The organism is Stenotrophomonas nitritireducens (genome assembly GCF_001431425.1).
GTDB classification, from domain to species: domain Bacteria; phylum Pseudomonadota; class Gammaproteobacteria; order Xanthomonadales; family Xanthomonadaceae; genus Stenotrophomonas; species Stenotrophomonas nitritireducens.
The window spans coordinates 13,156-26,922 of record NZ_LDJG01000010.1 but is presented as its reverse complement, the minus strand read 5'-3'; the positions used below and the strand labels follow the sequence as shown (position 1 = coordinate 26,922).

The 13,767-nt window shown below is 66.5% G+C and carries 16 protein-coding genes and 1 riboswitch; of the genes, 6 read left to right on the top strand and 10 right to left on the bottom strand.

Features of this window, described 5'->3' with window-relative positions; translation table 11 throughout:
• Positions 1-74: 74 nt before the first annotated feature.
• Entirely contained in the window at positions 75-887 is an 813-nt protein-coding gene (locus ABB22_RS07750; protein ID WP_055764269.1) for a hypothetical protein, read from the top strand.
• A gap of 5 nt (positions 888-892) precedes the next feature.
• Here the strand turns inward: ABB22_RS07750 and ABB22_RS07745 are convergent, their stop codons facing one another.
• Both ABB22_RS07745 and ABB22_RS07740 read right to left on the bottom strand, forming a co-directional pair.
• Positions 893-1,300, bottom strand: coding sequence for a hypothetical protein (locus tag ABB22_RS07745; RefSeq protein WP_055765320.1), 408 nt, complete (start codon positions 1,298-1,300; stop codon positions 893-895).
• A 78-nt stretch (positions 1,301-1,378) separates the two neighbouring features.
• Positions 1,379-1,567 (bottom strand): hypothetical protein, encoded by a 189-nt coding sequence (locus ABB22_RS07740; protein WP_055764272.1) that lies wholly within the window; start codon positions 1,565-1,567, stop codon positions 1,379-1,381.
• 159 nt (positions 1,568-1,726) lie between these two features.
• On the opposite strand from ABB22_RS07740, the gene ABB22_RS07735 reads away from it, so the two are divergent.
• Together ABB22_RS07735 and ABB22_RS07730 are read left to right on the top strand one after the other, a co-directional pair.
• Positions 1,727-2,455 (top strand): AraC family transcriptional regulator, encoded by a 729-nt coding sequence (locus ABB22_RS07735; RefSeq protein ID WP_235504190.1) that lies wholly within the window; start codon positions 1,727-1,729, stop codon positions 2,453-2,455.
• An 89-nt stretch (positions 2,456-2,544) separates the two neighbouring features.
• Positions 2,545-5,208, top strand: coding sequence for a M1 family metallopeptidase (locus tag ABB22_RS07730; RefSeq protein ID WP_055764277.1), 2,664 nt, complete (start codon positions 2,545-2,547; stop codon positions 5,206-5,208).
• A 39-nt stretch (positions 5,209-5,247) separates the two neighbouring features.
• Here the strand turns inward: ABB22_RS07730 and ABB22_RS07725 are convergent, their stop codons facing one another.
• The 3 genes from ABB22_RS07725 to gcvP form a co-directional block, all read right to left on the bottom strand.
• Positions 5,248-5,676, bottom strand: coding sequence for a type II toxin-antitoxin system death-on-curing family toxin (locus ABB22_RS07725; RefSeq protein WP_055764280.1), 429 nt, complete (start codon positions 5,674-5,676; stop codon positions 5,248-5,250).
• A gap of 7 nt (positions 5,677-5,683) precedes the next feature.
• Positions 5,684-5,905: an AbrB/MazE/SpoVT family DNA-binding domain-containing protein gene (locus ABB22_RS07720; protein ID WP_055764283.1), complete on the bottom strand. Its 222-nt coding sequence runs from the start codon at positions 5,903-5,905 to the stop codon at positions 5,684-5,686.
• A 169-nt stretch (positions 5,906-6,074) separates the two neighbouring features.
• Complete coding sequence (gcvP, locus tag ABB22_RS07715) at positions 6,075-8,960, bottom strand: aminomethyl-transferring glycine dehydrogenase (RefSeq protein ID WP_055764286.1); 2,886 nt, start codon at positions 8,958-8,960, stop codon at positions 6,075-6,077.
• Between the two features lie 107 nt (positions 8,961-9,067).
• Positions 9,068-9,176, bottom strand: a riboswitch (glycine riboswitch).
• 592 nt (positions 9,177-9,768) lie between these two features.
• On the opposite strand from gcvP, the gene ABB22_RS07710 reads away from it, so the two are divergent.
• Positions 9,769-10,992 carry a multidrug effflux MFS transporter gene (locus ABB22_RS07710; RefSeq protein ID WP_055764289.1) on the top strand — a complete coding sequence of 408 codons (1,224 nt, stop codon included), beginning with the start codon at positions 9,769-9,771 and terminating at the stop codon, positions 10,990-10,992.
• Between the two features lie 83 nt (positions 10,993-11,075).
• Positions 11,076-11,492, top strand: a complete 417-nt coding sequence (locus ABB22_RS07705; protein WP_055764292.1) for a hypothetical protein — start codon at positions 11,076-11,078, stop codon at positions 11,490-11,492.
• Positions 11,493-11,561: 69 nt separating this feature from the next.
• Here the strand turns inward: ABB22_RS07705 and ABB22_RS07700 are convergent, their stop codons facing one another.
• Entirely contained in the window at positions 11,562-11,867 is a 306-nt protein-coding gene (locus ABB22_RS07700) for a hypothetical protein (protein WP_055764296.1), read from the bottom strand.
• Between ABB22_RS07700 and ABB22_RS19010 the strand changes: the two genes are divergently transcribed.
• The gene (locus ABB22_RS19010) at positions 11,775-12,191 is read left to right on the top strand and encodes a SymE family type I addiction module toxin (protein WP_425477793.1); all 417 of its coding nucleotides are present in this window, start codon (positions 11,775-11,777) and stop codon (positions 12,189-12,191) included. The genes ABB22_RS07700 and ABB22_RS19010 overlap by 93 nt on opposite strands.
• A 93-nt stretch (positions 12,192-12,284) precedes the next feature.
• Here ABB22_RS19010 and ABB22_RS07695 read toward each other — a convergent pair whose 3' ends face one another.
• From ABB22_RS07695 to ABB22_RS07685, 4 genes are all read right to left on the bottom strand, one after another.
• Entirely contained in the window at positions 12,285-12,551 is a 267-nt protein-coding gene (locus ABB22_RS07695; RefSeq protein WP_055764299.1) for a hypothetical protein, read from the bottom strand.
• Positions 12,552-12,621: 70 nt separating this feature from the next.
• Positions 12,622-12,942, bottom strand: coding sequence for a hypothetical protein (locus ABB22_RS07690; RefSeq protein WP_055764303.1), 321 nt, complete (start codon positions 12,940-12,942; stop codon positions 12,622-12,624).
• Positions 12,943-13,017: 75 nt separating this feature from the next.
• On the bottom strand, positions 13,018-13,389 hold the full coding sequence (locus tag ABB22_RS18155) for a hypothetical protein (protein ID WP_152984081.1): 372 nt from the start codon (positions 13,387-13,389) through the stop codon (positions 13,018-13,020).
• A gap of 58 nt (positions 13,390-13,447) precedes the next feature.
• Entirely contained in the window at positions 13,448-13,720 is a 273-nt protein-coding gene (locus ABB22_RS07685) for a hypothetical protein (protein ID WP_055764306.1), read from the bottom strand.
• Positions 13,721-13,767: the final 47 nt, after the last annotated feature.

Sequence of the window (13,767 nt, the reverse complement as noted above, 5' to 3'; positions counted from 1 at the left end):
CGCATTGGTGCGGACGGCTGTGTCACATAGCGGCCACCACCCACGTCGCTTCCCACGGGCAAGGCAAATCGGCGATGCTGCCGCAGCGAAAGGGGGAAGCGATGACGCACGGGGAGCAGGACGACAACCGGGATGCGCAAGGCAGTGCGCTGCCCGCCGAGCCGATCAACTGGTCGCCGATTCCCGATGTGGGCGCGGGCGATGACTCCTGGGTGCTCAACCTGTGGCGGCGCGGCTGCCGCGAGCCGGCGCTGATGTTCTCCGCCGCCTATGTGCTGGTGGCGTTCCTGGGGTTGTGGTCGAGCGCGTGGTTCTACCATGGGTTCGGCATCAGCATCGCCGATTACCTGCAGGCCAGCGATTACCTGGTGGCGGGCCTGCGCGACCCGGCGTATGCGCTGATCTTCGCCATCGGCGTGCTGCTGGCGGCGCTGGTGAGCTGGCCGGAGGCGCTGCGCCGCCGGTATCCGGAGTATGTCGCCGACCTGCGCCGCCGCCGCTGGTGGGCGCGCATGGTGTTCCCGCAGGCGCGGATCATGACCTGGGATGGCATCGGCATCCATCCCATCACCGGCGTCAGCATGGTGGTGGCGAGCTTCATGCTGCTGGGCTCGGCGGTTTACGTGCAGACCAAGGGCGAACTGGTGCGCGAGAAGGGGCGTGGCACGCCGGTGCGCGTGCACATGCTGGGCGATGCCACGCCGCTGCCCGGCGAGGCGCGGCTGCTGGGCACCAGCAGCGCTTTCGTCTACCTGTGGTGGCCGGCGCAGCAACGCGCCGAGGCGGTGCCGATCACGTCGGTGAGGCAGGTGCAGGGCCTGCGGAAATCCGCCCGGAACGCCAAGGCGCCGCAACCGGCGCCCACGGCTTCACCCACTGCGCGCTAGATGGCTCAGGGCTGGTCCAGCGGAATGCCGTTGAGCCGGCGTTCGAGGATTTCCAGGATGGTCGGCACGCTTACGCCGAAGGAGGCGGCATGGCCCGCGTCGAAGGCCTGCCGCCATTCGTCGTAACCCTTGCGGTAGTCGGCGGCCGGTGCCTGCGGCCCGATGTACACCATGCCGCTGCGTTCGAAGGTCTGTTCGATGACCGGTGCATGCGCCAGCCGCGTCATCACCCCACCGGGCAGGCCGGGGTGGCGCACGCGCAGGCCGTCCAGGGTGATGTGGAAGATGCGCCCGCCCAGCGGGTGGGTTTCGACCAGGTTGATCAGCAGCGTGGGCTGCTCGCCGGGCTCGCGGCCGTTGCAGCGCCACAGCTGGCCGGCGGCGTAGTCGGTGGGTACGGGCGGCTGGCTCATGATCATGGTCCGGGGAGTGGACCGCCGATGATGCCTGCCTGCGGCCGGCCTGGCGTTGCCCAATCCGGCCGGATGCGCTCAGTGCTTGGTGTCGTGCTTGCGCCCGCTGCCGGACTTCTTGCCGCCGCCGTCCTGCTTGTTGACCGTGGCCCAGGCGATGCGCTCGGCGGTCCTGGTGCTGGCGCCGCGTGCCTTTTCGCTCTTCTCGATGTGCTCGGCCTGGCGCTTCTGCTTGTCGGTATAGGTGGATTTGTCGCCCTGGGTCATGGCGGCGCTCCGGTGGGTTGTCGGGCTTGCAGATATAGGCCGGACGATGCGTGGAGAAGGTGAAGCAGCCGTTGGCGACGTGTTAGGCCGGCCCGTCTGCCCGGCACTGGAGGAGGGGTTGGCTAGAATGCGGCGACTGCACCGCTGCCGGACCCTTGCTTGATGCGCATAGACCCCGCCGAGATCGAAGCCCTGTTCGACGCCATTCCCAGCGTGCTGTTCTTCGCCAAGGACGTGGATGGCCGCTACACCCACGTCAACATGACGATGATGCAGCGGCTGGGCGTGCGCTCGCGCGGCGAGGTGATCGGCCGGCGCGCCGATGAGCTGTACCCGGCCGGCATGAGCGAGGCCTATGTCGCCCAGGACGCGCGCGTGCTGGCCGGCGAGGTGATCGAGAACGTGATGGAGCTGCAGCTGTTCGCCAACCGGCAGCCGGGCTGGTGCCTGACCTGCAAGCGGCCCATCGTCGAGAACGGCCGGGTGGTGGGATTGATCGGCATTTCCCGCGACCTGGGCCAGCGCGGCGGGCTGGAATCGCAGTACGAGCCGCTGCGGCTGGCGCTGGAGTACCTCAACACGCACTACGCCGAAAACGTGCGCATGCAGACCCTGCTGGACATCACCGGGTTCTCGCTGTCCAAGCTGGAGCGCAGTTTCCGCAAGGTGTTCCAGATGACGCCGCAGCAGGTACTCACGCGCCTGCGCATCCAGATCGCCCTGCACCTGCTGCACGGGCAGGACAGCGTGGCCAGCATCGGCCAGGCCTGCGGCTTCACCGACCAGAGCGCGTTCACCCGCAAGTTCAAGGCCGAGGTGGGCATGGCGCCGCGCCAGTACCGGGCGATGATCGCGGCGCGGCAGGAAGGCCGGGTGCTGGAAAGCTGAACGAACCATGACTTCCGGCGCTGTCGGGCTGGCTTCCCGAGGATGACGATGGGCGACTCGGCATTCCATCGACAACAGGGAGAGCAGGCATGCGCCGCATTCTGGCAACCGCGATCACGCTGGCCTTGGCCGGCACCGGCATTCCGGCATTCGCGCAAGGGGAGGCGCCCGCCGCGCCGGCAGCACAACCGCAGGCGGTGACGACGCAGTTGCCGCATACCGCGCGGCCCAGCCATTACCGTGTCGAGGTCACGCCGCACGCTGAGAAGATGGCGTTCGACGGCAGGATCAGCATCGATCTGGACGTGCTGGAGCAGACCTCGAGCATCGTGCTGCAGGCTGCGGACCTGCGTTTCGCCAACAGCACGCTGGTTGCCGCCGGCGGCAAGCCGATGCCGGCCAGGGTGAGCGTGGATGCCGGGAACCAGACCGCGAGCTTCAGCTTCGACAAGCCGCTCTCGCCCGGGCGCTACACGCTGGCTACCGACTACAGCGGCGTCATCAACACCCAGGCCAACGGCCTGTTCGCGCTGGACTATCCGACCGAGGCCGGCAGCCGCCGCGCGCTGTTCACCCAGTTCGAGAATTCCGATGCGCGGCGCTTCATTCCCTCGTGGGACGAGCCGGGCTTCAAGGCGACGTTCGATGTGGCCATCAACGTGCCCGAGGCCGACATGGCGGTCAGCAACATGCCGGTGGCCAGCAGCAGGGCGCTGGGCAACGGGCTGAAGCAGGTGGTGTTCCAGACCACGCCGAAGATGTCCACCTACCTGCTGTTCGTGGCCGCCGGCGATTTCGAGCGCGCCGCGATGGAGGACGACAACGGCACCGAGATCGGTGTGATCACGCAGAAGGGCAAGGTGGAGCAGGCGCGCTTCGCGATGGAAGGCAGCCGTGATGTGCTTCGCGAGTACAACGACTACTTCGGCGTGCCGTACCCGCTGCCCAAGCTGGACAACGTGGCCGCGCCGGGCAGCAGCCAGTTCTTCAGCGCGATGGAGAACTGGGGCGCGATCTTCACCTTCGAGCACACCCTGCTGCTCGACCCGGCGGTGTCCGGGGTGTCGGACAAGCAGCGCGTGTTTTCGGTGGCCGCGCACGAGATCGCGCACCAGTGGTTCGGCAACCTGGTGACGATGGCGTGGTGGGACGACCTGTGGTTGAACGAAGGGTTCGCAAGCTGGATGGAAGAGCGCACCACGCGCAAGCTGCACCCGGAATGGGACGTCAATGATGTCGGCGCGGCGATGACCAGCCGCGGCGCGATGGGGCGCGATGCCTATGCCACCACCCACCCGATCGTGCAGCACGTGGCGACGGTGGAGCAGGCCAGCCAGGCGTTCGACGGCATCACCTACGGCAAGGGCGCGGCGGTGATCGCCATGTTCGAGGACTACGTGGGCGCGGATGCCTGGCGCGAGGGCGTGCGCAGCTACGTGCGCGCGCATGCTTACGGCAACGCGGTCACCGACGACCTGTGGCGGGAGATGGACAAGGCCGCGCCGGGCAAGCGTTTCGTCGATGTCGCGCACGATTTCACCCTGCAGCCGGGCGTGCCGCTGATCCGCGTCGCCAGCCAGTGCGTGGACGGCAAGACCCGGGTGACGCTGACGCAGGGCGAATACACCCTCGACCGCAAGGACAAGGTGCCGCTGCGCTGGCGCGTGCCGGTGACCGTACGCGGCGCAGACGGCACCGTGGCGCGCACGCTGGTGGACGGCAACAGCGCGCTGGAACTGCCCGGCTGCGCCGGGCCGGTGCTGGTCAATGCCGGGCAGAAGGGCTACTACCGCACGCTGTACGCGCCGGAGCAGTTCAAGGCGCTGGGGCAGGGCTTCGCGCGCCTGCCGGTGGTGGACCAGCTGGGCATGATGATGGATGCCAGCGCGCTGGCGGCGGTGGGCCTGCAGCCGGAATCGGACGTGCTGGATCTGACCGCGCAGGTGCCGGCCAATGCGCCGTCGGACCTGTGGGAAATGGTGTCCGGCACGCTGGGTGGCATCGACGCCCTGTTCAAGGGCGATGCGCCGCGCCAGGCGGCATTCCGCAGGTACGCGCGTTCGCGGTTGTCGCCGGTACTGCAGTCGCTCGGCTGGGATGCGCGCGAGGATGATTCGGCGCAGACCCGGCAGCTGCGCAGTGGCCTGATCCGCGTGCTCAGCACGATGGGCGACGAGCCGGTGATCGCCGAGGCGCGCCGCCGCTTCGACGCCTTCCTGGCCAACCCGGAATCGCTGCCGGCCGACCTGCGCCGCACGGTGTTGGGCGTGGTCGCGCGCAATGCCGATGCCGCCACCTGGGACAGGCTGCACGCCCTGGCGAAGAAGGAAACCTCGTCGATGGTGCGCGACCAGTACTACGGGCTGCTGGCCCAGGCGAAGGACAAGGCGCTGGCGCAGCGTGCACTGGACATGGCACTGACCGATGAGCCGGGCGCGACCAACGCCGCCGAGATGATCGGCCTGGTGGCGCATGAGCATGCGGACATGGCGTTCGACTTCGCCGTGGCCCATCGCGAGAAGGTGGACACGCTGGTCGACAGTACCTCGCGCGCGCGCTACTACCCGGGGCTGGCCAGGAGTTCGGACAATCCGCAGATGGTGGACAAGATCCGCGCGTTCGCCGACAAGCACATCGCCCCGACCTCGCGTCGTGATGCGGAAACCGCGATCACCGGCATCCAGACCAAGCTGAAACTGCGCGCCCAGCGCAAGCCGCAGATCGATGCCTGGTTGAGGAAGAACGGCTACTGAGGTTCGTGGTGGGCTGAGGCGCGACGCAACCGTCGCGCCTCAGCCGGCGTAGTTCGCGCGCGGTTCCTGCACGCGGCCACCGGCATCGATGCGGATGCGCGGGCGTAGCCAGGTGGCGAATTCCGCTTCGCTGGTGGAGCCTTCGGCCAGGCGCAGCATGGCGATGTATTTCTCTTCGTCGGTCGCGGCCAGATGCCCGTCGTTGAGGGCGATGAACACGCGATAGCAGACATGCGCGGTGCGCTTGTTGCCGTCGACGAACGGGTGATTGCGCGCCAGGCCGAAGGCCAGGCTGGCGGCAAGATCGGCGAGATCCGGTGGCGGGTCGCCATAGGCATGCAGTTGCTGTGCACGGGCGAGTGCGGAGTCGAGCAGGGTGTCGTCGCGTACGCCGCTGCCGCCGCCATGTTCGGCGAGCTGGCGATCGTGGATGGCCAAGGCCAGCGGTTTGCTGATCCAGCGGATCATGGCCGCCTCACTGTGCCAGCTTGTACAGGACCTGCCGGTCCTCGCGCATGATCGCCTCGGCCACTTCCATCTGCGCGGCGAGCTCCGGGTCGAAGACGGTCAGGCGGATGCCGTCGGGGGTCTCCAGCGCATGGAGCTCGTCGCCCTTTTCCAGACGCAGGCGCGCGAGCAGCTCCTTGGGCAGGATGATGCCGGACGAATTGCCGATGCTGGTGATCTTGAGTTTCATGGTGGGATTCCGCGATTGTTATAACAAAAATTATCACTCAGGGGCGGGCTGGGCAAGCGGATGGCAGGGCGCGTCGGTCGCAGGCGTGCGTTCCCGCCGGTAGTGTCGACGTGGAAAAGAAACGGCCCGCTTGCGCGGGCCATTTCTTTTTCCGTCTGTCTCGACCGGATCAGGCCTCGACGTCGTCCTTGTAGGCATCCACCGGGATGCAGGCGCACATGATGTTCTTGTCGCCGTACACGTTGTCCACGCGCGCCACCGGCGGCCAGTACTTGGACTGCTTCAGCGACGGCAGCGGGAACGCCGCCAGCTCGCGCGGGTAGGCGTGGGTCCACTCGCTGGCCGACACCGCGGTGGCGGTGTGCGGGGCGTGCTTGAGCGGGTTGTCCTGGCGATCCAGGCGGCCGTCCTCGATCGCCTGGATTTCGGCGCGGATCTGGATCATCGCGTCGATGAAGCGGTCCAGTTCGTACTGCGATTCGCTCTCGGTCGGCTCGACCATCAGCGTGCCGGCGACCGGGAAGCTCAGGGTCGGGGCGTGGAAGCCGAAGTCGATCAGGCGCTTGGCCACGTCCTCGGCGCCGATGCCGGAGGTCTTCTCCAGCGGACGCACGTCGAGGATGCACTCATGCGCCACCAGGCCGTTGCGGCCGGTGTACAGCGTGGGGTAGTGCGCGGCCAGGCGTTTGGCGATGTAGTTGGCGTTGAGCAGGGCGACCTGGGTGGCCTTGCGCAGGCCGGCCGCGCCCATCAGCGCGATATACATCCAGCTGATCGGCAGGATGGAGGCGCTGCCGAAGGTGGCGGCGCTGACCATCGCGCCGTTGCCGGTGCCCTGCGTGCGCAGGCCGTCCTTGACCAGCGCGCCCGGCAGGAACGGTGCCAGATGCGACTTGACCGCGCACGGGCCCACGCCCGGGCCGCCGCCGCCGTGCGGGATGCAGAAGGTCTTGTGCAGGTTCAGGTGCGATACGTCCGAGCCCCACTTGCCGGGCTTGGCCACGCCGACCAGGGCGTTCATGTTGGCGCCGTCGGTGTACACTTGGCCGCCGTGCTTGTGGATGATCTCGCAGATCTCGACCACTTCTTCCTCGAACACGCCATGCGTGGACGGGTAGGTCATCATGATCGCGGCCAGGCGGTCGCCGTACTTCTCGGCGTTGGCGCGGATGTCCTCGACGTCGACGTTGCCGTTGGCGTCAGTCTTGGTGACCACCACCTTCATGCCGCACATCTGCGCCGAGGCCGGGTTGGTGCCGTGCGCCGAATCCGGGATCAGGCAGATGTCGCGGTGGCTCTCGCCGCGCGAGGCGTGGTAGGCACGGATCGCCAGCAGGCCGGCGTATTCGCCCTGCGCGCCGGAGTTCGGCTGCAGGCTCACCGCGTCGTAGCCGGTGCACTCCACCAGCATCGCTTCCAGCCCGTCGATCAGTTCCTTGTAGCCCTGCGCCTGGTCGGCCGGGGCCAGCGGGTGGATGTTGGCGAACTCCGGCCAGGTCACCGGAATCATCTCGGCGGTGGCGTTGAGCTTCATGGTGCACGAGCCCAGCGGGATCATCGTGCGGTCCATCGCCAGGTCCTTGTCGGCCAGCGAGCGCAGGTAGCGCAGCAGTTCGTGCTCGCTGTGGTGGGTGTTGAACACCGGGTGGGTCAGGAACGCGGACTGGCGCACCAGGGCGGCCGGCAGCGCGTCGGCGGTGGTCGCGTCCAGCGCGTCTACGTCCACGCTGGCGCCGAACACCGCGCCCAGCGCGACGATGTCCTCGCGGGTGGCGGTCTCGTCCAGGCTGATGCCCACCGCTTCGCTGTCGATCACGCGCAGGTTGATGCCCGCGGCCACGGCCTTGGCCTGCAGCGCGGCGGCGTCGACGTTGCGCACGTGCAGGGTGTCGAAGAAGTGCTCGCCCACGTCCACGCCGTTCTTGCGCAGCGCCGCGGCCAGCAGGGCGGCCAGGCGATGGGTGCGGCGGGCAATGCGGGTCAGGCCTTCCGGGCCGTGGTAGACGGCGTACATCGAGGCCATCACCGCCAGCAGCACCTGCGCGGTGCAGATGTTGGAGGTGGCCTTCTCGCGGCGGATGTGCTGTTCGCGGGTCTGCAGGGTCAGGCGGTAGGCCGGCTTGCCCTCGGCATCGACCGACACGCCGATCAGGCGGCCCGGCATCGAGCGCTTGTAGGCGTCGCGGCAGGCCATGAACGCGGCATGCGGGCCGCCGAAACCGAACGGCACGCCGAAACGCTGGCTGTTGCCGACCACGATGTCCGCGCCCCATTCGCCGGGCGCGGCGATCAGGGTCAGCGCCAGCAGGTCGGTGGCCACTGCGACCAGGCCCTGGCGGGCGTGCACGGCCTCGACCAGCGCCTTGTGGTCGCCGATGTGGCCGAAGCTGTCCGGGTACTGCAGCAGCACGCCGAAGGAATCGGCTTCCAGCGCTTCGGCCGGGGTGCCCACGCGCAGCACGATGCCCATCGGCTCGGCGCGGGTGCGCAGCAGTTCCAGCGTCTGCGGATGCACCGCGTCGTGCACGAAGAACACGTCCGACTTCGACTTGGCCGAGCGCTTGGCCAGGGTCATCGCCTCGGCGGCCGCGGTGGCTTCGTCCAGCAGCGAGGCGTTGGCGATCTCCATGCCGGTCAGGTCGGCGACCATCTGCTGGAAGTTGATCAGCGCTTCCATGCGGCCCTGCGAGATTTCCGCCTGGTACGGGGTGTAGGCGGTGTACCAGGCCGGGTTCTCGAGGATGTTGCGCAGGATCACGTTCGGCGTGTGGGTGCCGTAATAGCCCTGGCCGATGAAGCTGCGCAGCACCTTGTTCTTGCCGGCGATGGCGCGGATCTTGGCCAGCGCCTGCACTTCGGTCAGCGACTCGGGCAGGGCCAGCGGGGCGGGCGACTTGATCGCGCCGGGGACGATGGCGTCGGTCAGCGCATCGAGCGAGTCATGGCCGACCACGCGCAGCATCTGCGCGATTTCGGCATCGTTGGGACCGATGTGGCGGTCGACGAAGGCGGAGGCGTGTTCGAGTTCGCGCAGCGAAGGCGTGTTCTGGGGCATGACGGACGTCCGGAGAGTGGCGTGCGGGGCTGGGTCGGCGAGCCCCCATCCGGTCCGGCAGCAGTTCCGCGCACGCGGCACCACGGCCGGCAAGCCGGCGGCTCGCCTCGTGCCCCTCTGTCCTTTTGCCTGAGAGTTTGGAAGGCGCGACCTGCGGGTCGCGCGCCTCGTGCACCTTCGGCGCCGGATTGAACCGGTCTCTCCAGAGTTTTGACGCAGGTGGTATCGGGGCCTGAGCGATTGCGGGCGTTTGCGCCTTCGGCAGCGATGAACCGCTTCTCCCACCGTGTAGCGCGCTGATTATAGCGGTTGGCCCGGCTGGGCGGTGCCCGCTGCGGGAGCCTTCTCCCTCCGGGGTGAGGGCGTGTGGTTTGCGAGGTATTGGCTCGCGCATGCCTGAACGCGCGGCAGGTTGCGTCGGGCAGGGGGCGAAGCGAAGTGCCCCGCGGGGGCGGACGCGGGGGAGCTGCAAGGAATTACGGGATCGCGATGATGGACACGTCGCCACGCACCCATGTGGGAAGCAATCGGGATGCCATGGTTTCAGGTGGCGCATGCGCTCCACCCCGGCCCTCGGCTCCACCCCCGCCTCGCATCCTGGCCCACGCCAGCGGAGTGGGCGTTCGAACGCGCGCGTGCCTTCTCGTCCCAGAGTGAGGGCGGCTTCCCCGCATCGGCATTCAGCTGCGCGCCTACCGGCGGCAGGCCCACCCCTCTATCATGTGCAGCCTTCCCGTTTCCTCCCGGCGCCGCCCGCACAGGGCCGGCGCCCGTCGTGCGTCCTCGCGCACGCCCCGCCGGATACCCCATGACCACCGCTTCGCCCTCCACCCGCCGCCTGGCCCTGTTGCTCGCCGGGCTGTCCATGTTCGGGCCGTTCTCCATCGACACCATCTTCCCGGCCTTCCCGCTGCTGGCGCGGGAACTGGCGGTGGACGAGGTGGCGGTGCAGCAGACTGTCAGCGTCTACCTGCTGTTCTACGGCCTGATGAGCCTGGCGCATGGCCCGTTGTCCGATGCCTGGGGGCGCAAGCGGGTGATCCTCGGCGGGCTGGTGCTGTTCGTCGCCGCCTCGGTCGGCTGCGCGCTGTCCACCCACCTGGGCACGCTGCTGGTGTTCCGCGCGCTGCAGGGCGTTTCCGCCGGCGTGGGCATGATCGTCGGCCGCGCGGTGATCCGCGACCTGTACCACGGCCCCGACGCGCAACGGCTGATGAGCCAGGTGTCCATGATCTTCGGCATCGCCCCGGCCATCGCGCCCATCATCGGCGGCTGGATCCTGCTCGGCGGCGGTGACTGGCCGCTGATCTTCTGGTTCCTGGTGGTGTTTTCGCTGCTGCTGCTTGCCGCCACCGCGCGCTGGCTGCCGGAAACCCACCCGGCGCAGGCACGCACCGCGCTGTCGCCGCGCGGCCTGTTGCGCGACTACCTGCGCATCGGCTTCAACCCGCGTTTCCTGCGCCTGTCGCTGGCCGGCAGCGTCAACTTCGGCGGCATCTTCCTGTATATCGCCTCGGCGCCAGTGTTCGTGATGCAGCACCTGCGCCTGGGCGAAGGCGGCTTCGCATGGCTGTTCATCCCCACCATCGGCGGCATGACCACCGGCGCGTTCCTGTCCGGGCGCATGGCAGGGCGCACCTTGCCGGTGCGGCAGATCGGCATCGGCTTCGCCTGCTGCGCGCTGTCGGCGGTGCTGAACATCGCCTACGCGGCATCGGTGGAGCAGTTGCAGCTGCCGTGGGCAGTGTTGCCGATATTTCTCGGCGGCCTGGGCACCGCGCTGATCTTCCCGGTGTTGGCGCTGGCCGTGCTGGACATGTACCCCCAGCAGCGCGGCCTCGCCTCATCATTGCAGGCCTTCGTGCAGCTGATGATCAGCACCGTGGTGGCCGGCGTGATCTCGCCGCTGCTCAGCGGCCGGCCGCTGTACCTGGCGCTGGGCATGGCCGGCTTCATGCTGCTGGGCTTCGCGTTCTGGTACTGGGAACACCGTAGCGAGCGCCACCTGGCCGGCCCGCACATGCATATCTAGGCCCGGCGTCCATTCCCGCATCACTCCACCTGCTTCACTCTCCCCCTACCGGCCACCAAGGCCGTCATCGGAAGCCTGCAACCATGTCCATCCACTCCAAGGGCCGCCGCGAGGCGAAGAAAAAGCTGGCCGAGCGCGAGCGCAACCAGACTGCCGCCAACCCGGCGCCGAAGGCCACGGTGGAACCGCATGCCGAACTGCGCGACCAGCAGCGCACCCTGCTGGCCGGCATCGTCCGCCGCGACGGCGAATGGGTGCTGGGCATGGACGGCAAAATTGCCGGCGAAACCCCCAGCGCCGCCCGCGTGCTGGCGTTGATCATGCAGGCCGCCGAACTGCACGAACGCAGTGGCAAGCCCGTACGGCTGATGTACTCCGACGCGCTGAAGGATGCCGCGCATGCCGAAGTGGCGGAGCAGGGCATCGACTTCGATACCTGGAAGCGCAACCTGGCCGCGGAGCTCGGCATCGGTGCGAAGGATGCTGCGGCCACGCATTGAGTTGTGTCGGGGCGTGAACGGACAAGGGCGCCGCGGGGCGCCCTTGTCGTATGAGCAAGGCGTGTTGAATCAGCCCGGATGGAACAGGTACAGCGCGTACAGGACAAATGCGGTACCCAGCACGCCATGCACGGCGAGGCCCTGGCGACCCTGCAGGATCGATGCGGGACGCCTCGCATGTACGATCCACGCCAACCCGGCGGAGTGCGCCAGCAGCAGGCCGACAGGCCAGAGCGACAGGTAAAGCAGAATCACGACGCCATCCGGACCGGTGCCGTCGCCGTGATACGCCGGTACGTGCGTCACGGCGACGATTGTCCAGGCGGCCAATGCCAGCATGCTGATGACGAGGCTGATGCCGTAGTAAAGGAACACGGTGCGGGTTTCCTGCAGGAAGGCTTCGACACTTTACCGGCCTGCGGCGAAAGAACCCATCGCACCCCATGCTGCGACAGCCATCTTGCAAGCCGGCATACGAATACGGTTGGCGAAAAAACTGGCCGGTTGATCGGCACTGCGAAACCGGTATGCGGACGGGTTGTTCTTGCCGGAGAGCAGGGGCGTCGCTTTCGTACACCTTCGCTGTATATCCGACTGCGAGGTCACTGGCTGCGGCATGCGGGCTTTATCGCAGGCCAGAAGGCGAGCATGCACATTGAAGATGGCTGCATCACGATCGTTCCGAGCCCGGAGAGCTGATCTGCGATGGCGGGTAGGCAAAACATGTTTTGTCCACCGGCAATACTCCGTAACCAAGCTGGTCCGCGAGGCGGATTCGGCTTGAGCGAACGGTTAGGTTCCAAGTCCGTTGCTCGCGAGCAGGCGGGCCAGCACGTAATAGCCGAAGTTTGCCAGCTCTTCCTCCGGGAGTGTAGCCAAGTCCTCAAGGGTGCCAGGTGGGTAGTCCTTGAAGGTCACCAAGCTTTGGTATGCCCAAGTGCCTGGCTCTTGGCCCTTGCGAGCGTCGTCAAGTACCACCCTCAATGAACCATCAGGTAGCACCGCCAAGCTGCATAGAACAGCTATGCTTTTTGTTGGCGCAGGCTGGGAAAATTCCATGACACTTGGCGCCTGAATTAAGCCGCGCCGCGAAGCGGTGTCGGCTTGAATGAATTGTTAGATGTGTACATCAAGGCAATGCCTCAGCTGTGCTCCAGAGCGTGTCGTATGCGGATACCGACTTGTTGCACTGTTCCGAGAGTTGCTGGACAGACATTCCGAGTCTTGCAGCCTCTACCTCCCAGAAGCGAAGCACAAATGCCTCACCGCCCTCCATGCGAATGGTCTTTTGGAACTGAATCATTGAATCCATGATGCCGCAGGCACCGGTCTTCTTTCCGATTGCCAGAATGCCTTGGGCCGACAAGTCATCCTGTGCGGAGGCTGGCATGCCAAGAGCAAGCGAGGTAGCGGCAACGACGATGAACTTGCTTGCGGTTTTCATGATCATCCCCTGGCGCCTAACTCCGGAATTAAGTCGCGCCACGAAGCGGTGTCGGCTTGGATGAACTGTTAGGTGGTGAACTCATTTCACGTACTGGTCCCAGTTATCCAGCAGTACGGCGGGAACGCAGTACCCGCCTTCGGGCTGCATACTAAACGGAGGTAGCTCGAAGTAGGTATAGCGGCCTCCGGCCTCATTGCAGGTCATGCCGTTCGGCAACTCGAATCGAATAATACGGACGGTATGGTTGGGGCAGATGTCACTACATTTGTACTCAACAACTACGTCGACGCCCCGCAGACTGCCCAGGATCTTGGGTGGTTGGTCGTAGAGCCTTTTGTCATAGCCAGTGGACGCATAGTTGAGTACTCCGCTATCAGTTAGACGCGGCCCGCATCCAGCAAGGCCGACTAGCGTCAGGCCAAGTCCAACCCCCTTGAAAATACGCATCATTGCCACCTAACTCTGGAATTAAGCCGCGCCGCGAAGCGGCGTCGGCTTGAATGAATTGTTAGGCATCAAGCCGACACCAGAATGCCAGCGAGTACCTGCCCATGTCGATTGACTCCCAATCAGAGGACTCATGAATTGGCATCTTAAGGACGATTGTGTTGAGGTCAACATGAGTTGGGAACTCTGAAAGAACAATATCCGCCGCTTCTTGCCCGAGCTTGTGAGTGATTTTGAACAGCGGGGAAAAGCTTGAGAGCTCGGCAGCACCTACGCGAAAGCTGTCGCGGGTCAGCAGTTCGTCACCTTCAAAGAGGGCTAAGTCAACGCGCACAGATCCGTCCTTTGATGCCTAACGCCTGAATTAAGCCGAGCCGCGAA